Annotated in this window: 23 protein-coding genes and 3 tRNA genes; 17 read left to right on the top strand and 9 right to left on the bottom strand. The window is 55.2% G+C overall.

The features are described from left to right. Window positions 1-125: 125 nt before the first annotated feature. Complete coding sequence (recR, locus tag G5332_RS05985; protein ID WP_019444931.1) at window positions 126-728, bottom strand: recombination mediator RecR; 603 nt, start codon at window positions 726-728, stop codon at window positions 126-128. A gap of 214 nt (window positions 729-942) precedes the next feature. Here recR and G5332_RS05980 point away from each other — a divergent pair, with 214 nt between their 5' ends. Together G5332_RS05980 and G5332_RS05975 are read left to right on the top strand one after the other, a co-directional pair. Further along, the gene (locus G5332_RS05980; protein ID WP_421221570.1) at window positions 943-1,665 is read left to right on the top strand and encodes a DUF2982 domain-containing protein; all 723 of its coding nucleotides are present in this window, start codon (window positions 943-945) and stop codon (window positions 1,663-1,665) included. Window positions 1,666-2,133: 468 nt separating this feature from the next. Continuing rightward, window positions 2,134-3,165: a LacI family DNA-binding transcriptional regulator gene (locus G5332_RS05975; RefSeq protein ID WP_216953430.1), complete on the top strand. Its 1,032-nt coding sequence runs from the start codon at window positions 2,134-2,136 to the stop codon at window positions 3,163-3,165. 145 nt (window positions 3,166-3,310) lie between these two features. Here G5332_RS05975 and G5332_RS05970 read toward each other — a convergent pair whose 3' ends face one another. The 3 genes from G5332_RS05970 to G5332_RS05960 form a co-directional block, all read right to left on the bottom strand. Continuing rightward, window positions 3,311-3,730 (bottom strand): GNAT family N-acetyltransferase, encoded by a 420-nt coding sequence (locus G5332_RS05970; protein WP_323892302.1) that lies wholly within the window; start codon window positions 3,728-3,730, stop codon window positions 3,311-3,313. 96 nt (window positions 3,731-3,826) lie between these two features. Then, on the bottom strand, window positions 3,827-5,848 hold the full coding sequence (locus G5332_RS05965) for an alpha-glucosidase (protein WP_421236287.1): 2,022 nt from the start codon (window positions 5,846-5,848) through the stop codon (window positions 3,827-3,829). Between the two features lie 103 nt (window positions 5,849-5,951). Beyond that, window positions 5,952-6,155: a hypothetical protein gene (locus tag G5332_RS05960; RefSeq protein WP_421236286.1), complete on the bottom strand. Its 204-nt coding sequence runs from the start codon at window positions 6,153-6,155 to the stop codon at window positions 5,952-5,954. Here G5332_RS05960 and G5332_RS05955 point away from each other — a divergent pair. From G5332_RS05955 to G5332_RS05915, 9 genes are all read left to right on the top strand, one after another. Continuing rightward, window positions 6,138-7,526 (top strand): glycoside-pentoside-hexuronide (GPH):cation symporter, encoded by a 1,389-nt coding sequence (locus tag G5332_RS05955; RefSeq protein WP_421236285.1) that lies wholly within the window; start codon window positions 6,138-6,140, stop codon window positions 7,524-7,526. The genes G5332_RS05960 and G5332_RS05955 overlap by 18 nt on opposite strands. Before the next feature lie 62 nt (window positions 7,527-7,588). Then, window positions 7,589-9,046, top strand: coding sequence for a glycoside-pentoside-hexuronide (GPH):cation symporter (locus G5332_RS05950; protein WP_421255451.1), 1,458 nt, complete (start codon window positions 7,589-7,591; stop codon window positions 9,044-9,046). Window positions 9,047-9,110: 64 nt separating this feature from the next. Continuing rightward, window positions 9,111-10,865 carry an L-arabinonate dehydratase gene (gene araD, locus G5332_RS05945; RefSeq protein ID WP_216978944.1) on the top strand — a complete coding sequence of 585 codons (1,755 nt, stop codon included), beginning with the start codon at window positions 9,111-9,113 and terminating at the stop codon, window positions 10,863-10,865. 11 nt (window positions 10,866-10,876) lie between these two features. Next, the gene (locus G5332_RS05940) at window positions 10,877-11,665 is read left to right on the top strand and encodes an HpcH/HpaI aldolase family protein (RefSeq protein ID WP_216978945.1); all 789 of its coding nucleotides are present in this window, start codon (window positions 10,877-10,879) and stop codon (window positions 11,663-11,665) included. Beyond that, on the top strand, window positions 11,665-12,558 hold the full coding sequence (locus tag G5332_RS05935) for an aldose 1-epimerase (protein ID WP_216978946.1): 894 nt from the start codon (window positions 11,665-11,667) through the stop codon (window positions 12,556-12,558). Before G5332_RS05940 ends, G5332_RS05935 begins: the two co-directional genes overlap by 1 nt. Beyond that, on the top strand, window positions 12,551-13,438 hold the full coding sequence (locus tag G5332_RS05930) for an SMP-30/gluconolactonase/LRE family protein (protein WP_216953424.1): 888 nt from the start codon (window positions 12,551-12,553) through the stop codon (window positions 13,436-13,438). Before G5332_RS05935 ends, G5332_RS05930 begins: the two co-directional genes overlap by 8 nt. Then, complete coding sequence (locus tag G5332_RS05925) at window positions 13,435-14,301, top strand: NAD(P)-dependent oxidoreductase (RefSeq protein WP_069556391.1); 867 nt, start codon at window positions 13,435-13,437, stop codon at window positions 14,299-14,301. The genes G5332_RS05930 and G5332_RS05925 overlap by 4 nt, the downstream gene beginning before the upstream one ends. A 95-nt stretch (window positions 14,302-14,396) precedes the next feature. Beyond that, window positions 14,397-15,086, top strand: a complete 690-nt coding sequence (ompL, locus tag G5332_RS05920) for a porin OmpL (RefSeq protein WP_421311176.1) — start codon at window positions 14,397-14,399, stop codon at window positions 15,084-15,086. 42 nt (window positions 15,087-15,128) lie between these two features. Further along, on the top strand, window positions 15,129-15,896 hold the full coding sequence (locus G5332_RS05915) for an SDR family NAD(P)-dependent oxidoreductase (RefSeq protein ID WP_216953421.1): 768 nt from the start codon (window positions 15,129-15,131) through the stop codon (window positions 15,894-15,896). Window positions 15,897-16,256: 360 nt separating this feature from the next. Here the strand turns inward: G5332_RS05915 and G5332_RS05910 are convergent. Continuing rightward, window positions 16,257-16,344: transfer RNA gene (locus G5332_RS05910), tRNA-Ser, on the bottom strand. Window positions 16,345-16,527: 183 nt separating this feature from the next. Next, entirely contained in the window at window positions 16,528-18,264 is a 1,737-nt protein-coding gene (dauA, locus tag G5332_RS05905) for a C4-dicarboxylic acid transporter DauA (RefSeq protein WP_069528347.1), read from the bottom strand. A 487-nt stretch (window positions 18,265-18,751) separates the two neighbouring features. Here dauA and G5332_RS05900 point away from each other — a divergent pair. The 6 genes from G5332_RS05900 to G5332_RS05875 all read left to right on the top strand — a co-directional run bounded on the left by G5332_RS05900 (window position 18,752) and on the right by G5332_RS05875 (window position 23,665). Continuing rightward, window positions 18,752-18,827: transfer RNA gene (locus G5332_RS05900), tRNA-Asn, on the top strand. Between the two features lie 2 nt (window positions 18,828-18,829). After that, window positions 18,830-18,905, top strand: a tRNA-Asn gene (locus tag G5332_RS05895). A 281-nt stretch (window positions 18,906-19,186) separates the two neighbouring features. Next, window positions 19,187-20,437 carry an integrase domain-containing protein gene (locus G5332_RS05890; protein ID WP_005361190.1) on the top strand — a complete coding sequence of 417 codons (1,251 nt, stop codon included), beginning with the start codon at window positions 19,187-19,189 and terminating at the stop codon, window positions 20,435-20,437. A 275-nt stretch (window positions 20,438-20,712) separates the two neighbouring features. Beyond that, the gene (locus tag G5332_RS05885; RefSeq protein WP_139460606.1) at window positions 20,713-20,985 is read left to right on the top strand and encodes a helix-turn-helix transcriptional regulator; all 273 of its coding nucleotides are present in this window, start codon (window positions 20,713-20,715) and stop codon (window positions 20,983-20,985) included. Between the two features lie 2 nt (window positions 20,986-20,987). Continuing rightward, window positions 20,988-21,881, top strand: a complete 894-nt coding sequence (locus tag G5332_RS05880; RefSeq protein ID WP_421311175.1) for a toprim domain-containing protein — start codon at window positions 20,988-20,990, stop codon at window positions 21,879-21,881. Between the two features lie 80 nt (window positions 21,882-21,961). Then, complete coding sequence (locus G5332_RS05875; RefSeq protein WP_005361201.1) at window positions 21,962-23,665, top strand: DUF927 domain-containing protein; 1,704 nt, start codon at window positions 21,962-21,964, stop codon at window positions 23,663-23,665. Between the two features lie 42 nt (window positions 23,666-23,707). Here G5332_RS05875 and G5332_RS05870 read toward each other — a convergent pair whose 3' ends face one another. The 3 genes from G5332_RS05870 to umuD form a co-directional block, all read right to left on the bottom strand. Continuing rightward, window positions 23,708-24,214, bottom strand: coding sequence for a hypothetical protein (locus G5332_RS05870; RefSeq protein ID WP_227342630.1), 507 nt, complete (start codon window positions 24,212-24,214; stop codon window positions 23,708-23,710). A 524-nt stretch (window positions 24,215-24,738) separates the two neighbouring features. Then, a complete protein-coding gene (umuC, locus tag G5332_RS05865) occupies window positions 24,739-25,998 on the bottom strand; it encodes a translesion error-prone DNA polymerase V subunit UmuC (protein ID WP_187268275.1) in 1,260 nt (419 codons plus the stop codon). Continuing rightward, the gene (gene umuD, locus G5332_RS05860) at window positions 25,979-26,422 is read right to left on the bottom strand and encodes a translesion error-prone DNA polymerase V autoproteolytic subunit (RefSeq protein ID WP_025327594.1); all 444 of its coding nucleotides are present in this window, start codon (window positions 26,420-26,422) and stop codon (window positions 25,979-25,981) included. Before umuD ends, umuC begins: the two co-directional genes overlap by 20 nt. Window positions 26,423-26,431: the final 9 nt, after the last annotated feature.

Here is a 26,431-nt window from a genome sequence, read left to right as displayed (position 1 = left end):
CCTAGATGGGGACAGGGATCCAAATATCAAGGGGGCGAATGTGCAATCCTGCTCATTCGCCCCCTTTTTCCATTCAACTGCCGATTTTCTGATCAGGCCGTAATGGCACAATCCTATCCAGCCCCTTATTTGAGGCGCTGGCGCCCCATCAGGGAGTGGGAAAGCGTAGTGCCATCCACCAGCTCCAGCTCGCCCCCTACCGGCACCCCGTGGGCAATGCGGCTCACCTCCACCCCGGCCGCACGGGCCATGTCGGCGATATACCAGGCGGTGGCATCCCCCTCGATGGTCGGATTGGTGGCGAGGATCAGTTCGCTGATGTGCTCTTCCTTCAACCGGCGCTCGAGAATATCGAGCCCCAGCTCCTCCGGGCCTATGCCGTCCAGCGGCGACAGATGACCCATCAGCACAAAGTAGCGACCAGAGAACTGGCCGGTCTGCTCGATGGCCGCCACGTCCGCCGGGCTCTCCACCACGCAGAGCAGGCCATTCTCTTCCCGCTTGGGATTGGCGCAGATATCGCAGCGGTCGTTCTCGGTAAAGGTGCGGCAGTGGCTGCAGTGGCCAATCTCGGTCAGGGCGCGAGAGAGCAGCTGGGCCAGACGCAAACCGCCGCTGCGCTCACGCTCCAGCAGGGTAAAGGCCATCCGCTGGGCAGACTTGGGCCCCACCCCCGGCAATACCTGCAGGGCTTTCATCATCTCATCGAGCAGGGGACTGAACTTCATAACACTCCTTACACAGGCCTGCCCCTCGCCACCACCAGGGCCACGACGGGTCAGCAAAACAGGATAACGCCATTGGCGCAGGACTATACCCGAGCCGGCCCATGACTGCCATTTGCTTTGCTGGCCAGCGCAAAAACGCGGCGCTTATACTTGGTCAAAGACAAACGGGTGGTGTCATAAAAGATCGCCCCCCTCATCAGGACAAGGAGGTTAAATGGAGACACAACATATAAAGCCTCTGGTCCGCCGAAACGGACTAACCCTGATCTGGGCCGGGGGGCTCATCACCAGCCTGATGCTATTACTACTCTGGTTGCTTGTGGAAGGCCCGGTGCTCCCGGCCTATATATTGCTACTGAGTGGCATGATGATAACCTTGATAGGCTGGTTCAAGCTCAATGAGCCCCCGATCAGCCTATCCCTATGCCAGCACTCCCTCCACTATCACCACAAATATGGCGGCTGGGCACTGAAGTGGCACAACATCCAGCGTATCGATCAACCCAGAATCCATGTTGGTTGGGATCTCCAGCCCCTGCCCTATATCGGTTTCAAGATAAAACAGTATGACGAGTTTCTGACACTGATCACTCCCAGACTGGCCGTGCATCTGTTGACAGAGCAGCGCCCTGTGTTGCTGCATGCCCTGCATAATGAGCAGCTCCATGGGCAGCCAGTGCATACAAATGACCCCTTACAAGGCATCGACTGGCTGGAGGAGAGTCACTTTTGCTCCCCGCAAGGGCTGCACTACGATGGCGCATTGGCCATGCTGGCTCAACGGATGATTCGCATGCGCCACTTGCTCGGTTATGACCTGTTGATCCCGGTAGGCAGCCTGGATCGGGAACCGGATGATTTCCTCAAACTGCTGCGCCAATACAGGCAGGAGGCGATCGTCTCTCCACTACCTTCATCAGAGCCACACGCTCAATAACCCCCCTGCCAAGTGGTTGTCGCTACGTCCCAGGCACTAAACGGTGAGCTATCCAACGCGGTTGTAACACCCATTAGACGATTGCAGAGAGTGCTGATGAGAACTACCGATTCCCATAACACTAAATACTCATACCCTGAAGTAACCACCCTTCACCATGTGGTGCGGTGTTTATTTGAACAGTTAACTGCCATGGGTCATGGCAGTTAAAGAGGCTCATTTTTCGACATTGGATGCCAAAACGCTCAAGCGCTCTTGGCAACACGTTTTTATTTGTAATGGCTAACCAAAATCTAATTACCATACAAGTAACCCGAATTGCCGACGCACCTCCTACAGCGAATCATCACTTTTATTTAAGCCTTATTTTTTATACACTTAAATACATGTCGGGAGATTATTGGATGGCTTTTCCCTCAGATAACGAAGGATGTCGAGCCGAGTAAAACCAATCAGGAAGCAGAACACGTGTCCTCGAGAAGCAAACAAACCGTCAAGCTTGATGATGTCGCGGCCCTGGCCAAGGTGTCCCCCTCGACAGTCTCACTTTATGTACGTCATCCAGACAAGGTAAAAGCCAATACCGGCCATAAAATTCAGCGTGCCATTGATGAATTGGGTTATGTGCACAACAAAATTGCCAGTCAGTTTACTGCCGGGCGAAGCTCGGCAATGGCAATTATCGTTCCTTCCATTTCCAATATTACCTTTAGTACCTTTGTCCAGCAGATTGAACATATCGTGAGTGATGCAGGTTTTCAGCTCTATATCGCATCTCATGATCACTCAATGGAAAAAGAGGAGCAGCAGATCCGCTCCATTTTACAATGGTCTCCTGCCGCCATAACCCTCACTGGCGCGAAGCACAGTGATACTACGATTCGTATGCTGGAGCACAGTGCGGTGCCTGTGGTTCAAGCATGGCAAATCGGTGAAGCCAGTCCGTTTGTCGCGCAGGTCGGTATAGATCATTTTCAGGTGGGTTACGATGCCGCATCTTACCTGATACGCTCCGGCTGCCATAAAATTGCCTATTTCACGACCCGTTTTAACGATGACGTGCGTGCGCAGAGCCGCTACAGCGGCTTTTGCCAGGCACTTGAGACGGCGGGTATGGATCCCTTGTTGGTCGAAATCCCTTACAGCGACAATATTTACCCCGCCGCACGCGAACTACTCATCAAGACACTGCTCAAAGAGCGCAAACTCGACGGCATTTTTGCATCAAACGATACCATTGGTACTGCATTGCTGATGGAGGCGATTGCACGCAATATCCCGGTACCAGAGCAACTCTCTATCATCGGGTTTGGCGATTTTCCAGGCAGCGGTTATCTGGCCCCCGTGACCTTGTCCAGTATCAATATCAATATTCACTCTGTTGCCAGCCAGGCTGCATCCATGATGTTACGGATGGCTCGCGATCCCGATTATAGAGGCGAGATCATTGATGCCGGATTTGACTTGATCCCCAGACAGAGTACCCGGTTTGTTTTGTGACCAAGCCAATATAGTCACACCATGATCCATCACAAAACCATGGCCTTGATAAATAGCCCATGAAGATAAATGCCCCCCATGTATCTACCAGAACACTATCCATTGCGTCAGATATTTTTAAGCAGGGCACCAGTTACTGCCAGCGCTACAAGGTTTTGGTTAAGTAATATCGCTGATGAAACACCGGGCACTTTTCCAACGTCATGACGACTGAATACCCCCGCGCTTGGTAAAAAGGCTTTGCTTGAAAACTAAAAGTATCGAGCTGTGAAAAACGGCAGCCGCGCTCGCGGGCAGCCTGCTCCATCGCTGCCAATAACCGGCCTCCTACACCGCGCCCCCGCAGACTGCTGGCCACCCACAGATACTCGATATAGAGCCAGTTGCCGTAGGTATGGCCGCTGCATCCTCCGGCACGACGTTGCTGCTCATCCTGATAGAAGATGGCAAGTGGGCGACGTATCTGTTCACCGACAAACTCACGATTGGTTGTGATCAGATTGTCTCGTAAAAAATCGATGTCGTCCTGGCTGGGGTTTTGCACAACGTCAAGAGTGTCAATCATGCTGCTCTGCTCCTCTGGTGAAACATAATGGCCGTGAACATTGTCACGGCCATGGGTTATCCGGGTCGCATCCTCTATGGCGAACGCCGGTGCGATTTACGCCAGATCCTTTAGCTCGGCAAACAGCGAAGCCCAGGGACTTTTGGCACGATAGAACACTGGGGGCTGGCCAATCGGTGCAGGCAGAGTGACCCGCTGGCCCCCTGTAAAGCGCTGGCCGCTCCAGATATGAGTCCACTGCTCACCTGCAGGCAGGTAAGTTGTCCACTCACGCACATCCCCTTGGTGAACCGGTGCCACCAGCAACTCTGACCCATAGAGGTATTGATCCTGTATGACGTAGACCTCGGGATCATGTTCAAAATGCAGCATCATGGCACGTTGAACCGGATACCCTTTCTCAGCCGCTTCATCCACCAGGCTACGTAAGTAAGGAGTCAGGTGGCAATAAACTCGGGTCATCCGGGCAAAATGCGCCAACGTGCTGCCATCCTGGTCAAACTGGAAGTTCTCATCAGGGCGGTTACCTTCGTGGGTACGCATGACTGGGGTAAAGGCAGCCATTTCAACCCAGCGGTCAAACAGCTCCTTGGTTCGACGGTTGCCAAACAGTGAGGTGTAGCCACCGATATCCGAGTGGTGATAAGCGTTCCCCAACATACCGGAGGAGAGCGCCCCCGAGATCACCGTGACCAGACCGTCGTGACGGCTGAAATCGACACATTGATCGCCTGCCCACAGTAGCGGGCAGTATTGCTGCACCCCGGTGTAACCGGCTCGCATAAAGAACAGGGCATCACCGGTTTGGCCGTTCATAGCGATCGCGTCAGCGTTGCACTGGGCCCACAGAGTCGGCCAGGCATTGTGCATCAGCTTGGCATCGACACCGTTGTGCAGGTAGATGTTATCGGTCGGCAGGTACTCGCCAAAGTCAGCCATCCACCCCTTGATCCCCATGTCCAGCATGTTTTTACGCAGCACGGTATCACGGAACCAGGCCATGGCGTCTGGATTGGTAAAGTCGATACAGCCGCAATAGAATTCGCCAAAGTCGACCAGCGCAACCTGACCATCCTTGTCCAGCGCCATATAGCCGAGCTCTTTGGCGATCGGAAACAGCTTGCCATCTTCACACAGGTAGGGGTTGACGTAGGCCATGAACTCGATGCCCTGGTCATTGAGCGCCTTGATCCTGGCGGGCAGATTGGGGTAGCGATCCTGATGGTGCTGCCAATCCCAGTCCCAGAACAGGCGCTTGCCAAACGAGGTGACCCGCAAGCCGCACCAGTCTTCACTCCACAAACCCGAAACCTTGATACCATGGTCAAGGGCGTTTTCCAGACGACTGAAGGTATTGACCTCTCCCCCCTTCAGACCAAGGATCGCCCCCTTGTAAACCCACTCAGGCAACCTGGGCTGGCGGCCAAACCGGGCGGACAGTTTTTCGATAATGCCCAGATAGCTCTCTGCGGTGCGCAACTCGATGGCCTGCGGGATCGCCCACACTTGCAGCTCATGAAACCCTTCGTGACGAAAATCGAAATCGGCATAAGCGGTGGTGTCGATATGGCAGCTGTATTTACGAGAGGAGACAAACGTGGGTTGCGGATAGTTGGTGTGGTAGTAATCCCCACCGGCTTTGCCCATCACATCGGCTTTCCATTTGATCTCGCTGTGGGGATGGCGACCAACACCGGGCTCTGAGGTCCACAACGGAAAGTGACGGCCACGCAAATCAAAATAGGACATCTGCTCGCCACAACCCCAGACATGCTCTTTACGTTCGGCCGGCAATCTGACCCAAAAGCGGTTATATGCCTCGTTCAGTATGGTCGGATAAAGCATCACATCATCGCCATCACACACCACAGCCACCTGTAACAAAGCCGGGGTCAAGGCATTCGGGGCAAAAACAAACAGGTTGTTGTCAACCTGTTCGATATGAGTCAATGCGACGCGAGACTCGATATAGTCTTCGATATCAAAATTGCCGCGATAAATTTCCATTTTTTCCCGGCCCTTGCCTATATAAAACGCTGGGACATCCGCTTGATGAGAAAATAACAACTGCTGCTGGTGCTGAATCGTTAACGCCTGTGACGAAAATTCGAGTTGCATTGCATAAGCTCCTGTTTAGTCGGGCCATCCCCGCTTGCTCGCAAACACAATAATAGCGCTACGATTTCATTTCAATCACGTAAAACCCAAACAGCGATCTCGATCACCAATCAACATCCGCCACATGAAAACGCTTGGCCCATTTGTAAACACCATTTTTAAGAGAATCCTTAACCACCAGCGCAATCTCTCGATCTGGATCCCACTTTTCAACAATCACCCTTGCGCCAACAATCGCATCGCTACGATTATTGGCAGGCCGGATGGGTTCCACACTATGGAGAATAAAATGGTTGTTCAGGCGCATATCGAAAGCAGACTGCCTTTTAGGGAAAAACTTGCCTATGGCGTCGGCGATTTTGGTTACAACTTTGTATTGAATATCACCACCCTCTATCTGCTTAAATTTCTGACCGATGTAGCAGGTATCAATGCGGCGTGGGCAGGCGTCATCTTTTTGGTGGCGAAAGTGTTCACCGGCTTCACCGACCTGGGCACCGGCATTTTCCTCGACACCCGCAAGAGCTTCGGACCTCGCGGCAAGTTTCGTCCGATGCTGCTCTGGACCATAGTGCCGCTGTTTATCTGCAACATGTTGCTGTTTTGCAATTTTGAGCTCGACAGCGAGACCAAGACCACCCTGTTCATTGTCTGCTTCATGGCCTTTGGCCTGTTTTTTAGCCTGGGCAATGCCAGCTATGGCGCCATGGTGCCCTCTATGACCAAAAACGTTCAGGATCGCGCAGAGCTGGCAGCCTGGCGTCAGGGCGGAGCCAACACTGGCTTGTTGCTGGCCACCGTCGGTTTCATGCCCATCGCCATGTTGTTTGAATCCCAGGAGACCGGCTACATGGTGGCAGCCCTGGCCTACACCTCGGTCGGCTTGGCGGCGGTGCTCTTTTGCTACCTCAACGTCAAAGAACACCACACCATCATAGGTAATGACCCTGACCAGATCGTCGAGAAGCCCACCATCAAGGAGGGGCTCAAGGCGGTACTCAAGAACAACCAGTTGCTGGTGCTGGCAGTAGCCAACCTGCTGACCCTCTCCGCATTCAACGTCAAACTCACCGTGCAGGTCTTCTACGCCCAGTACATTCTGGGTGATGTCTCCATGGTCTCTTACATGAGCTTTGTCAGCATGGGGTGCATCTACCTCGGGGTGTTGTCTGTGCCTGCGCTGGTACGCCGCTTTGGCAAAAAACCTGTCTATCTGGCCGGATTGTGCCTGTGGATCTCCGGCGACATTGCCAACTACCTGTTCGGTGGCACCGTCATGAGTTACGTGCTGTTCACCTCGCTGGCGTTCTTTGGCACCTCTTTCGTCAACAGCCTTAACTGGGCGTTTGTCTCAGATACCGTTGAGTACGGTGAGTGGAAAACCGGTACCCGTACCGAAGGCTTGGTCTACTGCGGCATGACCTTCTTTAGAAAGTGTTCGCAAGCTATCGCAGGGTTCGTCCCCGGGTTTGCTCTGGCACTGGTTGGCTACATGCCCAATGTGGAGCAAACCGATGCCGCCAAAGCCGGGATCACCGGACTGATTTTCATCTACCCGGCAAGCCTGGCCATCGTAACGGCACTGGTGATGGCCCTCTTCTACACCCTCAACGAGCAGCGCTATCAAGAGATCATCGCCAGCCTTGGTGCCCGCCGTGTGGCGACCACCCAAAGCTGACTCTCATGCAACTGGCAGCGGCGTGCTGGCCACGCTGTTGCTCTCTTCAAGGATGTGATCCCATGACATATCGCAATGTGGCAAGTGACCGTCTGGCATGGCAGGAAAAGATGGCCTACGGAGTGGGTGATCTCGGCTATAACTTCCTGCTCAACTGCACAACTCTCTATTTGCTGATCTTCCTGACCGATGTGGCAGCCATTCCGGCAGCATGGGCCGGAGCAATCTTTCTGGTTTCGAAGTTCTTTACCGCCTGCACCGATCTGGTGACCGGCAGCGTGCTGGATAATCGTTCCGAGCTCGGCCCCAGAGGTAAATTTCGCCCCTTCCTGCTCTGGACCATAGTGCCACTGGCTCTTATCAACACCGCCCTGTTTACCAGCGTTGAGCTCCCGGTCATCGCTAAAACAGTACTGTTTACCCTGCTGTTCATGATGTTTGGTGCCTTTTACAGTTTTGGCAATGCCTCCTATGGCGCCATGGTCCCGGCCCTCACCAAGCGACTCCAGGACCGAGCCGAGCTCGCCGCCTGGCGCCAGGGCGGAGCCAATACCGGATTACTGCTCTGCTCGGTGGGGTTCATGCCGCTGGTATTGCTGTTTGACAAACCACAGGTCGGCTATAGCGTTGCGGTACTGATTTATTCGGTCATGGGGGCTGCAGCAGTACTCTTTTGCTACAGCAGAGTTCGTGAACGCCATGTGCTGCCATCGGTTGTCAACGAATCGGGGTTTTCGGCAGTACAAACCAACGCACGGGCCGTGCTGGCAAACCGTCCGCTGGGCATCCTGGCGCTGGCCAATCTGCTGACGCTAGCAGCGTTCAACACCAAGCTGATTGTTCAGGTTTTTTACGCCCAATATGTGATTGGCGACGTATCGATGATCGCCTACATGAGCTTCATCAGCATAGGGTGTATCTACCTGGGGGTATTGCTGGTCCCCTTTGCCGTGCACCGTTTTGGCAAACTGCCTGTCTATCTGGCCGGCATTGGCGTGTGGATATGCGGTGACCTGCTCAACTACCTCTACAGCGAGAGTGCTCTCGATTACATCCTCTTCACCTCCCTGGCCCTGTGGGGATCCGCTTTCGTCAACAGTCTCAACTGGGCGTTCATCTCTGACACCGTCGAGTATGGGGAATGGAAAACCGGCATCCGCACAGAAGGGCTGGTCTACTGCAGTCTGACCTTCTGCCGCAAATGTTCGGCCGCGCTTGCGGGCCTCATTCCCGGGCTGGTGCTGGCATGGTCAGACTATGTTCCCAACGCGACGCAAAGCACCGAGACCCAAAGCAGCATCGCCAATCTGATGTTTCTCTACCCGATCTGTGCCCTGATTTGCGCTGCTGCCTTGATGTTGCTGTTCTACCCGCTCACTGATGCTCGCTATCAACAGATCGTCCGGGAGCTGGCACAACGCCATGCCCTTGCTTCTCCCCGGAAACCCCATCACCGAATGAGTGAACAATCTACTCCATCGCCTGACCCCCCCCCTCTTCGTGCGGGTCAGAATGGCTGAATTTAACATGCTGTTTTTATTGAATTAATCCTTAACCAAATCAGACAAAGAGAGCGCTATTCCTATGTCATTCAACAGTGAAAACCTGGCCAAGCTCGATATCTCGGCGCTGCGTAGCCAACGCTGGTATGCCCCCGACACCATCCGAGCCTTCGCCCATCGTCAACGCAGTCAGCAAAGTGGCTTGAACCGCGACGAATTCATGGGCAAGCCCGTGATCGGGATCATCAATACCTGGAGTGAAATGAGCCCCTGCCATAGCCACCTGCGTGAGCGCGCCGAGGCCGTCAAGCGAGCCGTCTGGGCCGCGGGAGGCTACCCCGTTGAATTGCCCGCGCTGTCGGTCGGGGAAGTATTGGTCAAGCCGACCACCATGCTCTATCGCAACTTTCTGGCGATGGAGGCAGAAGAGCTGCTGCGCCAGCATCCGATCGATGGGGCTGTGCTGCTCGGCGGTTGCGACAAATCCACGCCAGCCCTGCTGATGGGCGCCATTTCGATGGACTTGCCAGTGATCTTCTGCCCCGCCGGCCCCATGTCGAGCGGCAAATGGCGCGGTCATGTCACCGGTGCCGGTACCCATACCAAGAAGTTCTGGGATCAATTGCGCTTGGGGGCCATTACCCAGCATGACTGGATCGAGCTGGAGGGGGCGATGACTCGCTCCATCGGCACCTGCAATACCATGGGCACAGCATCCACCATGACCTCCATCGCCGATGCCATGGGCTTTATGTTGCCGGGGGCCAGCTCCATCCCCGCCGCTGACTCGCGACACGTCCAGATGGCAGCCCAATGCGGCCAAATCATCGTCGACATGGTGTGGCATGATCACAAACCTTCCCGCTGGCTGACCCGAGCCAACTTCCTCAATGGCGTAGTGGCCTACATGGCGCTCGGCGGCTCCACCAATGCCGCGATCCACATGATTGCGATGGCCAACCGGGCGGGCATCAACCTCACTCTGGAAGACATGGAGTCGGTGGCACGGGAAGTCCCTGTGCTGGCCAATCTGTTTCCCTCTGGTGATCAGTTGATGGAGGAGTTCTTCTTCGCCGGCGGTCTGATGGCCCAGCTGAAAAAGGTGGAGTCATTCCTCCACCTCGATGCGATCGGGGTCACCAATCGTCCCGTTGCACAGTGGATTGCCAACGCGACCTGTTATGACGACAACGTGATCCGCTCGCTAGATAACCCTGTGGTACCGCTCTCCCGTGGATGTGCATTGACAGTATTGCGCGGCAATCTGTGCCCCAACGGGGCTGTGATGAAATCATCTGCCGCCAAACCCGAACTGCGCCACCACAAGGGCCCTGCCATCGTCTTCGACAGCCATCAAGAGCTCTCGGATCGCATCGATGACCCCGCCCTGGAGGTAACCAAGGAATCAGTGATTATCCTGCGCAATGCCGGCCCGGTCGGCGCGCCGGGCATGCCGGAGTGGGGCAACCTGCCGATCCCGAAAAAGCTGCTGCAACAAGGCGTCACCGACATGGTGCGGATTAGCGATGCCCGCATGTCCGGTACTCACTATGGCACCTGTATCCTGCACGTTGCCCCTGAAGCGGCCATTGGTGGCCCACTGGCACTGGTACGTACCGGTGACCTCATCGAGCTCGATATCGCCAATGGCCGCCTCAACATGCTGGTCAGTGATGAAGAGCTGGCCGAGCGCCGCCGCACGCTCAAACCGGTACACAAAGTTTATGAACGCTCTTATGCCGCACTCTATCAACAACATGTGACCCAGGCCGATCAGGGCTGTGACTTCGATTTCCTCCAGGCTGGCAGCAAAGTGCCCGAGCCCCCGATTTTCTAAAGGAGCAAACAATGAATCCGTTCAAACTTGCGATTACTCAAGGTCCACGCCCACTGGGCACCTGGATGATGACTGGCAGCGATACGGTGGCGGAAGCCATGGCGACTGTCGGTTTCGATTTCTTGGTGCTGGACCAGGAACATGTGCCGGTCGATAGCCTGGATGCGATCCGTATCGATCGCGCCATTCGTGCCAGCAACCCGGCCACCACCCCACTCTACCGCCTGGCCTGGAACGACACTGTGTTGATCAAACGGGCGCTTGATGGCGGTGCAACGTCGCTGATGGTGCCGTTTGTCAACAGTGCAGCAGAAGCCCGCAAAGCGGTAGAGGCGGCCTACTACCCTCCCCTAGGCAAACGCGGCTTTGCCGCGGTGCATCGTGCGTCCGGTTACGGTGCCGAACCCGAATTCGTGCGTAAAGCCCGGGAAGAGCTCTGCCTTATCCTGCAAATTGAGACCCCTGACGCCATTGATGCCATGGAAGAGATGGCCATTGAAGGAGTGACCGGCTTCTTTATCGGCCCCGGCGATATGAGCGCAGCCATGGGCCATATTGGCAATCCCTCTCACCCCGAGGTGCAAGCCAAGATCCGTGAAGGGCTGGAGAAGTGCCAGCGCTTGGGATTGCCTTGCGGGATCGTCGGTGGCAACCCCGAGCTGGTGAACAAATATCAAGAGATGGGTTTTAGCTTCGTGGCGCTCGGCTCCGACATGAGTTACCTGCTGGCTCGCGCCCGTGAACAGCTCGCCGCGATCCGGGGGGAACGTCTGAGCATATCCGGTGGCGAGGTTTACTGATGAAGAGGCTTCACCGCCAAAGCGGCCCGCTTGATCTGGAGCTCATCCCCGAGCTTGGTGGCGCTATCGGCAAACTGACCTGGCATGGCAGGGAGATCTTGCGCTCCCTGCCCGATGGTCAGAACGTCACAGTCAACCAGGGGGGCTGTTTTCCCCTGGTACCTTACTCCAACCGTATTGCTCATGGACGGTTTCACTTCGCCGGATATGATTACGCCCTGCTGCGTAACTTTGGCGATCATCCCCACTCAATTCATGGCAACGGCTGGCAGCAGCCATGGCAAGAAGGGGATGCAGATGATGACTCTGTCGTGCTGACCCTGCACCATGACGCACAGGGAGCATCCGCGGCGCAATGGCCCTGGCCTTATCGGGCAACTCAGCGCTTCACCCTGCAAGAGAATGCGCTGCATATCATACTCACTTACCACAATCTGGCCGATCACGCTGTCCCGGCTGGGCTGGGCTTTCACCCCTATTTTCCCCGTGCGGCGCACGCCGAGATCCAGTTCGACGCAGGCGGTGTGGTACTCAACGACCACAAGTCCCTGCCCACTGGTCTCGCGCCACTACCGACCCAATGGAACTATCGCACTTGGCGCAAACCTGAACCCGCCAGTGTCGATAACTGCTTCCATCACTGGAGTGGCTGTGCACGGGTGCGCTGGCCAGATGAGAAGCTGATGGTGACCCTGAGCTCACCCGATGCGCCTCACGCCATCCTGTTTCTGCCGCCCGCCGATCGTGACTTCATCGCCATCGAGCCGGTTTCTCATATCAATGATGCCATCAACAACGGTGGCTTTGGTGACCCTGCGCTGGCCATGGCCACTGTGCCAGCCAATGGGCAGTTGCAGATCTCCATGCTGCTTGAGGTTTCTCACTATGCCTAATCCTGCTCTGCTACTTGCCGACTACCGCGGCCATCTGCCCGAGTGCCCGACCTGGAGCACTGCTGAACAGGCGCTCTACTGGACCGATATTCTCGAGCGTTGCCTGCACCGCTATCACCCCGAAAGCGGCGCCATGACGACAATCCCCTTCCCCGAAGAAGTGGGCTGTTTTGCCCTGCGCGAACAGGGTGGCTTTATCGCAGCGATGCGCACCGGGATCTATCTGTGTGATCAACACGGGCAAATTGAGCGTAAAGTCGCCGATAACCCCAATAACCCAGCGCTGGCCCGTTTTAATGATGGCGGTACCGATCAGGCGGGTCGTTTCTATGCGGGCACTTACTGGAGCCCACGAGATTACAACGGCGCCCTGCTATGCCGGGTTGATGCCGAGCTGCAGATGTCGGTGATCCAGTGCGACATTCTGGGAGCCAATGGCTTGGCATTCAGCCCAGACATGCGCTGGATGTACACCACTGATACCCCCAACCGCCGCCTTTATCGCACTCCGTTGGCCCGCGACGGTTCACTCGGTCAACGGCAACTGCTGCGCGAGTTTGCAGCCCGCGCCGACGAAGGGCGCCCGGATGGGGCTGCAATCGATGTCGAAGGATGCTACTGGAGCGCCCTGTTTGATGGCCATCGTATCGCCCGCTTCTCTGCAGAGGGGGTATTGCTGGCCGAATATCCCTTGCCGGTACGTTGCCCCACCATGGTCTGTTTTGGTGGTGAAGACATGAAGACCCTCTTCATCACCACCACTCGCGAAAATATGGACGCCGCCGAACTGGCAGCACGTCCGCTCTCAGGTGCGCTGTTCAGCATGCGTGTTGACATCGCCGGTCTTGCTAAACCCACATTTAAGGAAAACAACGGATGAAAACTATCGGCTTTATCGGTCTTGGTCTGATGGGCGAAGCGATGTCAAAGAACATCGTCAAAAAATTTGATGGCAATGTGTTGGTATTCGATATCAATCAGGAGGCTGTCGCCCGGGTGGTCGATGCAGGCGCCATCGCCTCCCCTTCCATTGCCAGGTTGGCAGCCGATGCGGATGTGATCATCTCCATGGTACCGCGCTCCGAACACGTCAAAGCGGTCTATACCGAACTGCTGCCACACCTTGGCCCCGGCAAGATCACCATCGACATGTCCACCATTGACCCGGCAGTGTCAATCGCCTTATCCCGCCAGGTAGCAGAAACCGGTGCCGTGATGCTCGATGCGCCCGTGGTCAAATCGGTCCCTGCCGCCGTGGCTGCCGAGCTCGGGATCTACATAGGTGGCGACCTGTCCGCCTACAAAAAGGTCAAGCCATTGCTAGCCATGATGGGCAGCAACCAGATCCACCTGGGGGGCAACGGCCGTGGTTTGATCATGAAGGTGCTGCACAACACCTTGGTCGCCCAAATTCAGAACAGTGTCAACGAAATGCTGGCCACCGCCGATCATTTCGGCATCGATAAAGAGAGCTTCAACACCGCCGTCTCTTACGGTGGCGGCAGCAACTTCTATCTGACCAGCAAGATAGGTGCCCTGATCGCCGAGAACTACAACACTGTCTTCTCGCTGGAGAACATGGCCAAAGATATCGGCATTATGAAGAACCTCATGGGCGAAGAAGCGCTGACCCTGCCCGGAGTCGAATTGGTGAATAACATTTACCAGCAAGGCCTGAATAACGGTTTGGGCCGTGAGGATTTCTGTGCCACTTATAAGTTGGTAAAGCAAAACATTCAATAGCTGGCTGATAAAAACCATCGCATGAGGTAATTAATTTACCTCATGCCAATCGCTGTACGATTTAATATCAACTTACCATTGGCGAGTCAATCACTATGCGTATCCACCCCAAAATATGCTTAATCCCTCTTATATGCTGCAACGCAGCTTTCGCAGGCGGTTATTTTGAAAGCCGTGAGGCATTTAACTTTGCTACCGACCAACATGAGTTATTGTTGCGACTCGGCTATAACTGGGAATCTGGTGCCGGCATTATGGCCAGCAATGCGTATAATACCGATAAACTAGACAAGCTAAAGCACAGTTATAACGAAATTGAAGGGTGGTATCCGCTATTAAATTTAACCACCAAACTCTCGGTCAATGCCGGTGGTTTGGTTAACTCCTCTAGCTCTTGCTCTGGTGGCTCTGCGTATCTGGATGGAAAGTACAACTTTACCGATAACTTTTCCGTTATTGCACGATACCGTTACAATCATCAAAATTATCTAACTACGGATCTTGATGGTTATGGCGATAATAACGATACCAATGAATACGCACTGTATATTGTCAATAAAATAACACCAGCTTTGACCCATACTTTTGAATCGCACTATTTTTCTCGCGTCAATAATTTCAACAGTGCTAATGGGAAAGATCATCACTGGGAGCTAACCAGTCAAACCCGCTATCGAATCAATCCACAATGGATGCCTTATCTGGAATTACAGTGGTACGATAGAAATATTGCCTATGATGCAGAGGCATACCGGATCCGTATTGGTGTTAAATACTTTTTCTAATGTTGCCAGATGAATTCAATCTATGACTCACGGAGAGCAGTTATGAACTATTCCCAGCAAGTACAATATCACTCTATTGCCGGCAAGGTCGCCGTTATCACAGGTGGCGCCAGTGGCATTGGCGAAGAGTTGGTGCGCGCCTTTGTCAGCCAAGGTGCCAAAGTCGCCTTCCTCGATTTTGATAAATCTGCAGGCGAAGCACTCGCGCATGAGCTCGACTGCCTGTTTCTGTTTTGCGATGTCACCGACCTGACTCTGCTCAAAGCGTGTTTTACGACCATTGAACAACAGCTGGGCAGTGTCGATATCCTGATCAACAACGCGGGCAGCGATGATCACCATAAAATTGAGGATCTGACCGAGGAGTATTTCGAAAACCGCATCAATATCAATCTGCGTCACCAGTTGTTTGCGATCCAAGCCGTGTTGCCAGGCATGGAGCAAAAAGGGAGCGGCAGCATCATCAATATGGGATCCATCAACTGGATGCGGGGCCGCCCCGGGAGAGTCTGCTACTCCCTGTCAAAAGCCGCTATCCATGGTTTTACCCGTACCCTGGCGCAGGAGTTGGGCGCAAGAGGCATTCGGGTTAACAGCCTGGTCCCAGGCGCAATCCGTACCCCCAAACAGGATGCGATGTGGGCGCAACTCGACCCTGCCGCGGTGAACCAGTTTGTCGAACTGCAAGCACTCAAATTCCGTCTCGATGGCTCACATTGTGCTCGCATGGCCCTCTTCCTGGGTTCTGACGAATCCAATGGCTGTACCGGCCAAGATTTCATTGTTGATGCGGGGCTTACTCTGAACTAAGGCTCTGTCCCAAGGCTGTCTGCTTGAAATGATGAGGTTTGAGCAATATCTGGCTGGCATGGCATTCAACCATGCCGGGCAATCCAGAAGAGGCAAATGCTGCAGATATTGCTTGTTTTTATAGATACGCGTTTGGCTAGATGGGACAGGTCTCGATGCAAATGGGGAAAACGCCATTAATCCGAGCAAGAGTGGTCTCCATGACCCTCTCTTACATCTGAGGGTACCGGAAGAAGATCCCACCATCTTCAGAATGATGCGATCAACTGATATGCAAACCACCAACAGTTGAGATAGTCGGGGCGCATAATAAATCATGCATAAAGAAAAACCCCTGCTCTAAAGCAGGGGTTTACTGTTTGGCGGTGAGGGAGGGATTCGAACCCTCGATACGTTGCCGTATACACACTTTCCAGGCGTGCTCCTTCAGCCACTCGGACACCTCACCAAATTTTTGCTCACTGTTTTATGTGCTTGAGCTGCACATTCGCTGGCGGACCATGCCGCGGCGACGGGGCGTAATGTAAGGGATACGATGGCTTTTGGTCAATGCAATTTTTTACTTTTTGCGTTCGTTTGCTCAATATCCGAACCAAGTGACCAAAAATATGCCGTTTCGTATCCCTTTCAATCAATTTACTGCCGCTTCGTGCAAATGTTCACCTTTGAGCGCCTCTTCCAGCGAACCGTAGAATTCCAGCTTGCCGGGCTGCGGCCGCACCTTGGCACGGGCCAGGGTCTTGAGCGGTTGGAACTGCAACTCGGCCACCCGCAACTCGACCCCGGCTTTGGCCATCTGCTTGCCAAAGTGGAGGAAGGCAGACAGGCCGCCCGCATCGAGGATGGAAACCGCCTCCATCTGCAACACCAGCACCTGGTGCCCTTTCACTTGCGCTTCCAGCTCGGCAAAGACCCGTTCGGCCGCGGCAAAGAAGAGCGGGCCGTTGATCTTGTAGAGCAGGCCGTTGTCCGGCACCTCGTGGGCATAGCGCTTGTGCTCGGCCAAATCGTGCAGTTTGGTCATCTTGGCGATTTCACGCATAAAGAGCAGGGAGGCCAGGATCACCCCGAAGGTGATGGCGATGACCATGTCGAAAATGACGGTGAGTGACAGGCAGACCAGCAGCACCAGCACATCGGATTTGGGCGCGCGACGGATCAGCTCCACCACCTTGTGCGCTTCACTCATGTTCCAGGCCACGATGAGCAGCAAGGCAGCCATGGCCGAGAGCGGCAACCAGGAGAGCCAGGGGGCCAGCACCAGAATGGCGGCCAGCACCACCAGCGCATGGACGATCCCCGAGATGGGGGACGTAGCACCGGCACGCACGTTGGCGGCAGAGCGAGCGATAGCGGCGGTAGCGGTAATGCCGCCAAAGAAGGGGGCGAAGATGTTGCCAAGCCCCTGCCCCACCAGTTCGGCGTTGGAGCTGTGTTTGCGACCGGTCATGCCATCGAGCACCACGGCGCAGAGCAGCGACTCGATCGCCCCCAGCATTGCCATGGAGAAGGCGGCAGGCAGCAGCCGCTCAACAGCCGCCAGGTTCCATTCAACTGGCAAACCATCCGGTCCGGGCAAGGCCCAGGGCATCACCAGGGTCGGCGCGATGGGCGGGATCCCCATCCCTTGAGTGCCATCGGCCAGGGTATAGCTGAACTTGCTGCCGATGGTGGCCACATCCACCCCAAAGTAATGGAGGCCAAAACCCAGACCTACCCCGACCAGCACTGCGGGCAGGTGGCCAGGCACCGGCAGACGCAGGCGCGGCCAGAGCAGCAGCACGGCCAGCGTTGCGACCCCCACCAGGGTATCGCCCCACTGCCAGCTTGGCAGGGCGGCGGCCAGCGCTTCGACCTTGCCCAGATAGGTTTCCGGCATCTCGGGCACGCTTAGGCCAAAGAAGTCCTTGATCTGCAAGGTGGCGATCACGATGGCGATACCACCGGTAAAGCCCAGCGTCACTGACGGGGGAATGTACTCGATAAGGCGGCCAAGACGGGCCATCCCCATCGCCACCAGAAAGAGGCCGGAGATGAGCGTCGCCATCAACAGACCACCGACCCCGAACTGCTGGGCGACAGGATAGAGGATCACCACAAAGGCAGCGGTCGGGCCGGAGATGGAGTAGCGGGAGCCACCGGTCACGGCGATCACGATTCCGGCAATGATGGCGGTATAGAGACCGTGTTGCGGCGGCACACCGCTGGCAATGGCCAGTGCCATGGCGAGCGGGATGGCGATGATGCCCACCGTCACACCGGCGATAAGATCACGGCCGAAGCGGGCCATGCTATAGGGTTCATCAATACAGGACTGGCGTAAGGCTATGGCGAGCTTCACGCTATTTAAAGAGGCTTGCTTGTGCATGTATATCGTAATACCAGAAGAGGGAGATAAAGGCCGGAGAGATCCGGCGCCCGATCATCATCAAGGGCCGGCAGGGCTGTCGACGCGGCGATGGTATCCTGCGTAACCTTACTCCAGACGGGTCATTTTTTCGATGGGCAGGATCAATGAAAAGCACTCTGCCCCATGATTTGGCCCATTTACCGCCAAATCGCCGATCTTGACTCCAGCTCTCCCCCTTTTAGCCACAAAGATTACCATTTGAGCCTCACCTGGTTACCAGCACGTTCGCGACATCATGCTGTCATCATCAGGTTGATGCGAACCGAACCAATGCCCCCTGCGCCGGTTGGGGGGAGCGATGGCAAGGGACTGATTGTGCTGAAAATAAACCGCAAAGCGCAACTTTTGGGCAAACAGTCCGAAAATCCGGTTTTCGAGAAATTCGCGGGTTGACACCCGCCGCCCTGGTCATTAATATTCGCCCCGTCTTAACGAGACAGGCAATTCCTCCTTAGTTCAGTCGGTAGAACGGCGGACTGTTAATCCGTATGTCACTGGTTCAAGTCCAGTAGGAGGAGCCAATTCCCTCGTAGTTCAGTCGGTAGAACGGCGGACTGTTAATCCGTATGTCACAGGTTCAAGTCCTGTCGAGGGAGCCAAATACTGTTCCGAGAAGGAACGAGAAAGACCAGAAACCCGCATTCCGAAAGGCTTGCGGGTTTTTTGTTGTCCGAAATAGTTCGGCGAAGTTCGCCAAGAACCGGGGTCATTGGTACCATGAATGGTACCAGCGAACACCAACGCCAATTTTCATTGGCGCTTCTCGTTGTATTAGTGTCATGGTTGATGCTGGTACCACGAGCACAACTCGTGGTACCAAAACAAGGCAAACATAGTCAACGCTGGTACCAAGTCAGCCATCATCAAGGAGGATAATGAGATGGCTAAAGATCTGCTGAGCGACAGCAAAATCAAGGCGGCAAAGCCCAAAGAAAAGGACTACACCCTGTCAGATGGTGAAGGGCTACAATTGCGAGTCTCTGTGCAAGGTTCCAAACTTTGGGTGTTCAAGTACTATCGGCCCGCAGATAAAACTCGGACCAATATGAGCTTCGGCTCTTATCCCGAAGTTCCCCTCGCCAAGGCTCGAGAACTAAGGCAAGGCGCCCGCAGCCTTCTAGCTCAAGGCATCGATCCGAAAGCTCACCGAGATGAACAAGCTCAGGCTGCGGCTGACCAACAGGCAGCAAACTCAGCAACCTTCGAGCGTATGGCGGCTAAGTGGCTCGAACTCAAAAGTCATTCTGTTACCCCTCGCTATGCGTCTCATGCCTGGCGAACTCTGCAACTTAATATCCTTCCCCACATTGGTTCACTACCCATCGATCAGATCCGGGCACCACAAGTTATTGAGTTGCTTCGTCCGCTCGAAGCGCAGGGCAAGTACGAAACAGTGCACCGTCTGTGCCAACGAGTTAATGAAATTCTCGACTACTGCGTAAACCACGGTCTGCTTAATGCGAACCCATGTACTGCCATACACAAAGTATTCAAGAAGCCCGCTGGGCAACACATGCCAACCATCAAGCCATCCGAACTACCTCAGCTCATGGCTGATATAGCTAATGGCAGCTTGAGTAATACGACGCGTGGTCAGATCGAATGGAGTCTTCATACGCTGGTACGCCCGAGTGAATCGGCCGGTACTCGCTGGGATGAGATCGATTTTGACGGCAAGGTATGGAACATTCCGGCCGACAGGATGAAGATGTCTCGTCCGCACCGAGTCCCGCTAACGGATCAAGCTATAGCTCTTCTTGAGTTCATGAAGCCCATTAGTGGACATCGTCCATTTGTATTCCCCGGGGATCGAGACCCTCTTGGCCACATCAACCCACAAACTGCAAATGCGGCACTTAAGCGGCTTGGGTATGGGGGACGTCTAGTTGCACATGGCCTACGCTCTCTTGGGAGTACCATTCTGAACGAGCACGGCTTCAACCCCGATGCCATCGAAGCCGCCTTGTCGCATGCTGACGAGAACGAGGTTCGCCGCGCTTATAACCGCTCAGATTACTTTGACCAAAGGGTGACGATGATGAAGTGGTGGAGTGAGCATATAGAGCAGGCAAGTCATGGCCATGTGCCCCTCTCCTCTGTCAAAAAGACCGTGAGTCTTGTACACCGCTAACCCCGTTCTTCCCCCTACCTTCCAATGCCAGTCATCAGCTTGACTGGCATTTTTTATTCCTCCCTTTATGACTGAGCATCTTGCTGGATGCCTTCTTGTTGGCTTCGTCAATGCATTCCAAAAACAAATAAAACACCACCATTCAATGAAAATAATTCATATAAAAGTGGTGTTCTAGTAGGACGATAGCATTTGCGGGTCGGTGGTTTACTGAGCGCACTGTACGGCCCCGGACCATGCCGTACCTTGACGAACCGCTACGCAAGGAGCTCAGTATGAAAACTAAAAGCACTCGTTCGACTCATATCAAAGAGGCCGAGCACCTCCACGCAGCCCCACATGCCAAGCCGCTCTCATCCACTGAACCCTCCTTTCGCTTCTTGGATATCAAAGAAGTGCTGGCTTTAATCCCTGTCAGCAAGACAACGTGGTATGACGGTATTCGGAAGGGAATCTACCCGAAAAAGTGCAGCCTCGGTGGTCGCCGCGTCGCTTGGCGCAGCTGTGATATCGAGGACTTGATGCAGAAGTTGGTCGGGGGGATGTAACCATGACCACCGCCCTCTCCTTGGAGGACTCAATGATTGCCATGGGCGTGAAGCCATCACGCGCATTGAGCCCTACACCTGGTCAGGTCCTCCGCTTTCATATTCAAGGGGACCGCCCAGGTACACGCAATGGTTGGTTGATCACCGACGAGTTGGGTAATCACGCCGCATTTGGCTCGTGGAAGACGGGAATAAAGTGCGTATGGCGGCCAATCGGACCCGCAATACCAAGCTATATACGTGCCCAACTCACTCAGCAGGCAAAAGCTGCTGAGGCAAATCGGCTTGCCGAGGCTCAAGCAAAGGCGCTCAAGGAAGCCAAAGAGATCTGGGGGGCAGCCGAGCCCCCATACCAACACGCTTACCTTGCCCGCAAACAAATCTCAGGGATCGGTGCTCGTCAGTTTGGTAACCGGTTGATAGTACCGGTCTTCAATGCACGCGCCCAGTTGTTGAGCTTGCAAGACATTGATGAAAGCGGGAATAAGCGCTTCCATCGGGGTTTGTCACTCAAGGGCGGGTTCTTACTCCTTGGCCCTTCACCCAAGTCCGACGCCCCCGTATTGCTTTGCGAAGGCTATGCAACCGGGGCCACGCTGTTTGAGAACCTCGGCATACCGGTCGCCATTGCATTTTCTGCCGGTAACCTGCTCGAGGTCGGCCGTATCATTCGCACGCTCTATAGCAGCAGCAAGCTGTGGGTGTGTGCAGACAACGATCATGCCACTGCTGGCAACCCCGGACTAACCAAAGCACGTGCAGCAGCTTATCAACTGCACGGCCGCTTGATTGTGCCACCGACCATCCCCGGCATAACCGACTTCAATGACCTCTTCTGCCTTAACGGCAAAGCCGCACTGCTCGCGTGTGTTGAGGCCGCCCCTCCAGCCCATTAAATCCGGTGTCACGGCGTCACTGTGTCACAAACACCAACGAGACCGGATCGTTCAACCAACTTTATACAAAGGTATATTCCATGAATACAAGACGTTACGAGCTGAAGGTTGAGCCCTTCCAGTTAGGCCCCATTGAGTTTCAAGATGGACTCTACTGTGTCACCACTGACAAAGGTCAAGACGATGTTTGGAGCAGGATTGGTGCTCCACTCTGGGTAATCGCCAGCGGGAGCGACACTGCAGGTCTAGGCTGGGGCATACAGGTCAACTGGTATAGCCCGGATGGCCGGCCGCAGGAGGCGTTTATTCGAGATGTTCACCTGCTATCTGACGGACGCGAAGCGTTGATGAAGCTGATGGACGGAGGCTATCGCTTCAACTTGGGTATGAAGAGACAGCTGATTGACTATCTCAACTCGAAGCCCACTGACAACACGCGTATTCGGCATGACCGGCTAGGCTGGATCCCGGATACCCACATCTTCATGTTTGGAGATGGGGCTGTGGGATATGCCAATGCGGTCAAGTATATCTATACCGGTCATACCCCAATACAATCCGACGTGGCAGGCACCTTAGACGAATGGCGTGATGAAGTTGCGGCGCTGTGCCTTGGCAACAGCCGCTTGCTATTAAGTACCTCGCTTGCTTTCGCTGGCCCCTTGCTGCGCTTGACCAATCAGAGCAGCTTTGGCGTCCATCTGGTGGGGCCATCCTCAATCGGCAAGAGCACCGCCATGCTGGTTGCAGCCAGCGTGCTCGGCAAGCCTGCCAACAAGATCCAGACATGGAATGCCACCAAGGTGGGATTGGAAACCACCGCGGACTTGTGCAACGACAGCACCCTCTTTCTGGACGAGATCGGGCAGGCAGACCCTCATGTTCTGGGCGACACCATCTACATGCTGGCCAACGGTGAAGGACGAGCTCGTGCCAATGCCGATCTGTCGCGCCGTGCCAAACTACAATGGCGAACAACCTTCCTCAGCAACGGGGAAGTTGACTTGGAGCACAGCCTCGCCTCGGTCGGTAAGCGTCACAAAGCTGGCCATGATGTCCGCATGATCAATATTGAGGCCGATACCGACCGCCATGGCATCTTCGAAGAGTTGCATGGCCATCCGAGTGGAGCCTCCCTCTCCAAGACCCTCGCAGAACGTACTACCCGGTATCATGGCGTTGCCTTCCGCTCTTTTGTTGAAGAGCTGACCTTGGACATCGATGGTGCTCAGGCATTCGTTGACGAGCATCGCGCTGACATGATGCGACGGCTTGGAGCCAAAGAGTGTGATGGCCAAGTGCAAAGGGTGGCCGATGCATTCGGATTGATATCGGCTGCAGGTGAGTTGGCCAACCGCTTCGGGATCACAGGTTGGCCTGCGGGTAGTGTAGCAGCCGTTGTCGAGCAACTATTCCGCAAGTGGCTCGCAAGGCGTGGTACAAGCGGCTCCCTTGAAGAAGCAAACATTATCGAGCAGTTGGTCGAGCTACTCGAACGCCGCAGAGGGCAGTTCCTTGCCGATGGGCCGAATGTCACGAAGCTGGGAGAGACTTACGGCTACACGACCTCCCTCGAACTGCACCTCTATGTGGATGGGTTTAAACAAACCTTCATCGGTTTTAACGCCAACTATGTCCATAAGGTGTTGCGTAAACACGGCATCCTCACACATGGCACCGGCCGCGACCTGCCCCGACACAAGAAATCCAGGGTGTATCAATTGTCGTTGGACAAGATAGCGGACGCCCACGACAGGCTGTTGTCGGAACAAGGAGGAGAGTAAACAACAGGGGCCGCAGAACGCGGCCCCTTTTCTTGTTTGTGGTTAGTGCAGAGGTGATTGTGGTTCGTCAGCCCCCTCCTCTTCAAGCCAATGCTGCCGCTTGTGTGTCAGTTGAGCGACCAGCTCTTCCTGCGACCATACCCTCTCTCGCAGGTCGGTCTCGACTCGCCCTCGCAGTTGCTCAAAGAAATGTTCATCCGCGATGGCCATCAGATAGGCCAGCTCCAACACCTCATCACCGTTAAGCGAGACACGACGAGCCTTTCGCTTGGCACTCACGCTCACCTTCTCTTCCCGCTGGGTGTGGCTAACATGGAGCCCAAGGAGAGACGGGTTCAGACCGGAGATGATGCGCTCGCTCAATCCCCACTTGATGCTATCCATCAACGGCTTGCCCAGAATGCCCCCTGTTGCCACCGTCAGTGACGCGACAAACAGGCTGAAGTCCAACAACTCCTCCTTGGTCAGCTGACCGTTATCCAGCATCCGCTGGATCGACCGGCCCGACTTGCCAAAGAGTCGCTCTATGAGATCGAGATTCACTTTCATGATGGTGTCCTTTGGTTTTGGCACTATTGCCGCCCCAAGATTTAAGTCCCCCTTTAGGGGGACAAACGGCCACCAAATGCAATTGATATTTATTCCCATCAAGTTGGGTGTAACTTCATAAGTTCATGACAGATATTGGGCCACAGGTCGATTGATGCGGCCCTGCTCGACGGGAGCTCGAACCCACTTCCCCTCCCCTAGGTCATGCCAAAGATGGGGTTCGTTTCCTATTATAGGAAACGAACATTCTAGCAATTTCAATTGGTTATCATACCTAGCAGCAGTCATAACAGCACACTCACCCGCAGAGGATGAGTCGAGGGTGAGTGTGGCTATCGGTTGCACAAGGGAGAAAAACCGGTACCGACGAGGTGGTGGGGGTGGGTCAAATCAAGATGGGGGGGGCGGGAGGTGACCCCGCCGCCGCGCATGTGGAATGTGTCACCGAGACCCGTCTACATTCGCAGCACTTTTCCAAAACGTCCTACTACAGCCAAGTAGCAGGCTCCTTGTGCCTTAGTTGGTTACCTCGCCACCGGCAGGTCCTCCCAGCGGGTGGTGTAACAGGGGCTCAGGTGCTCTTGTCGCATCATCCACTCAGGCGACCCCGTGCCTTGGCTGGCAAAGCCTACGCGCCCCAATCCCTTGGCTTTGATCTGGTCCATCACTGCCATCAGCGCATCTGATTGAGCGGAGGACGGGGCAAACAGATCGGCCTGTTGCTGCCCCTTGGGGGTGAACTCACTCAGCATGACGCCCCCCTTCTGATAGCGGTAACCGTCGCGCCAAATCTGCGGTAGCAGCACGTTCACTTGCTGCAGCAGCAACCGAGTATCATCGCTAGGGCAGACCAGCCGGACGCCAGCCTGCTCACTGTAGTAAGGCGCTCGTTCATCAAAGGGGCTGGTTCGCACGAACAGGTGCACCCGCTGGCAACACATCCCCTCGGCCCGCAGCTTCTCGGCTGCGCGAGCCATAAAGCCTGACAACGCTTGGGCCATTTCTCCACGGTCAGTCACGCGCTCACCAAAGGAACGGCTCGAGAGGATCTGCAGCTTCGCCGCCGGTTCAACGGTCAGCTCCGCGCAAGGCAGGCCACGCAACTCCTGTACGATCCGCTCGACCACCACGCCGTATTGGGCGCGTAACCCTTTGGCGTCGCTAGCCACCAGGTCAGCAACGGTGTTGATGCCTTGTGCCACCAACTTAGCGCCCAAGCGCCGTCCTATGCCCCACACCTCGTCCACCGGGGTGATAGCCATCAGCCGGGCACGGCGCAGCTCGTCACGCAAGTCCACGACGCCGCCAGTGGCAGGCCACTTCTTGGCTGCATAATTGGCCAGCTTGGCGAGGGTCTTGGTGGGGCCGATCCCGACCCCTACCGTTAGGCCGGTCCACTGCCACACTCGCTGCCGGATCTGTTGTCCATAGGCTGTCAGGTCCCCGGCAAACGACTCCGACAGTGACAGGAATGCTTCATCGATGGAGTAGACCTCCAGCTCGGGGGCCATGGTCTCCAACGTGCTCATCACCCTGCCAGACATATCGCCGTAGAGCGCGTAGTTGGAGCTGAATGCCACACCGCCATGCGCCTCGAACTGCTCGCGGATCTTGAAGTAGGGCCCGGCCATCTTGATACCCAGCGCCTTGGCTTCGGGGCTGCGCGACACCACGCATCCATCGTTGTTGGAGAGCACCACGATCGGGCGGCCACGCAGCTCAGGGCGAAACAGCCGCTCACAGCTGGCGTAGAAGTTGTTTACATCAACGAGCGCTATAGCCATCACGCTGCCTCAGATTGCCAATCACATGGGTGACCACTCCGAACAACTCCAGGGAGAGGCTCATACAAGGGTCGATAGGCGCGAACGCCGGATTGGCTGGCAACAGCCGCAACCTCGGCTTGAGCTGCAAGGTCTTTACCGTGAAGCCGCCATCGAGTAGTGCAATCACCACATCACCATGGCGCGGGGTGAGGCTCTTATCGACCACCAGCAAGTCACCGGGAAAGATGCCGACCCCGGTCATGCTCTCCCCCTCGGCACGCAGATAGAAGGTTGCTGCAGGGTGCGCCACGCAGTGGGTGTTGAGGTCCAACTTCCCTTCCAGATAGTCGCTGGCTGGGCTGGGAAAGCCGCAAGAGGCGCGGTGCAAGAACAGCGGGATGGTCACCTCGGCGGGTGATGGGTCTGGGGTTAACAGCTTCATGGCAAAACA

It is taken from the genome of Aeromonas sp. 603757, from assembly GCF_049171255.1.
In the GTDB taxonomy this organism is placed as follows: Bacteria; Pseudomonadota; Gammaproteobacteria; order Enterobacterales; family Aeromonadaceae; genus Aeromonas; species Aeromonas veronii_A.
Note: the sequence above shows the minus strand (reverse complement) of the source record. Positions and strands in the feature narration are given on the sequence as shown.

Bases quoted from the DNA above. Each gene is read 5' to 3' on its own strand.
- dauA (WP_069528347.1), bottom strand. From the start codon at position 18,264: ATGCACAAGCAAGCCTCTTTAAATAGCGTGAAGCTCGCCATAGCCTTA.
- umuD (WP_025327594.1), bottom strand. From the start codon at position 26,422: ATGAAGCTGTTAACCCCAGACCCATCACCCGCCGAGGTGACCATCCCG.
- G5332_RS05955 (WP_421236285.1), top strand. From the start codon at position 6,138: ATGGTTGTTCAGGCGCATATCGAAAGCAGACTGCCTTTTAGGGAAAAA.
- G5332_RS05970 (WP_323892302.1), bottom strand. From the start codon at position 3,730: ATGATTGACACTCTTGACGTTGTGCAAAACCCCAGCCAGGACGACATC.
- ompL (WP_421311176.1), top strand. From the start codon at position 14,397: ATGCGTATCCACCCCAAAATATGCTTAATCCCTCTTATATGCTGCAAC.
- G5332_RS05925 (WP_069556391.1), top strand. From the start codon at position 13,435: ATGAAAACTATCGGCTTTATCGGTCTTGGTCTGATGGGCGAAGCGATG.
- G5332_RS05935 (WP_216978946.1), top strand. From the start codon at position 11,665: ATGAAGAGGCTTCACCGCCAAAGCGGCCCGCTTGATCTGGAGCTCATC.
- G5332_RS05940 (WP_216978945.1), top strand. From the start codon at position 10,877: ATGAATCCGTTCAAACTTGCGATTACTCAAGGTCCACGCCCACTGGGC.
- G5332_RS05930 (WP_216953424.1), top strand. From the start codon at position 12,551: ATGCCTAATCCTGCTCTGCTACTTGCCGACTACCGCGGCCATCTGCCC.
- recR (WP_019444931.1), bottom strand. From the start codon at position 728: ATGAAGTTCAGTCCCCTGCTCGATGAGATGATGAAAGCCCTGCAGGTA.
- G5332_RS05890 (WP_005361190.1), top strand. From the start codon at position 19,187: ATGGCTAAAGATCTGCTGAGCGACAGCAAAATCAAGGCGGCAAAGCCC.
- G5332_RS05965 (WP_421236287.1), bottom strand. From the start codon at position 5,848: ATGCAACTCGAATTTTCGTCACAGGCGTTAACGATTCAGCACCAGCAG.
- G5332_RS05880 (WP_421311175.1), top strand. From the start codon at position 20,988: ATGACCACCGCCCTCTCCTTGGAGGACTCAATGATTGCCATGGGCGTG.
- araD (WP_216978944.1), top strand. From the start codon at position 9,111: ATGTCATTCAACAGTGAAAACCTGGCCAAGCTCGATATCTCGGCGCTG.
- G5332_RS05950 (WP_421255451.1), top strand. From the start codon at position 7,589: ATGACATATCGCAATGTGGCAAGTGACCGTCTGGCATGGCAGGAAAAG.
- umuC (WP_187268275.1), bottom strand. From the start codon at position 25,998: ATGGCTATAGCGCTCGTTGATGTAAACAACTTCTACGCCAGCTGTGAG.
- G5332_RS05875 (WP_005361201.1), top strand. From the start codon at position 21,962: ATGAATACAAGACGTTACGAGCTGAAGGTTGAGCCCTTCCAGTTAGGC.
- G5332_RS05870 (WP_227342630.1), bottom strand. From the start codon at position 24,214: ATGAAAGTGAATCTCGATCTCATAGAGCGACTCTTTGGCAAGTCGGGC.
- G5332_RS05980 (WP_421221570.1), top strand. From the start codon at position 943: ATGGAGACACAACATATAAAGCCTCTGGTCCGCCGAAACGGACTAACC.
- G5332_RS05960 (WP_421236286.1), bottom strand. From the start codon at position 6,155: ATGCGCCTGAACAACCATTTTATTCTCCATAGTGTGGAACCCATCCGG.
- G5332_RS05915 (WP_216953421.1), top strand. From the start codon at position 15,129: ATGAACTATTCCCAGCAAGTACAATATCACTCTATTGCCGGCAAGGTC.
- G5332_RS05885 (WP_139460606.1), top strand. From the start codon at position 20,713: ATGAAAACTAAAAGCACTCGTTCGACTCATATCAAAGAGGCCGAGCAC.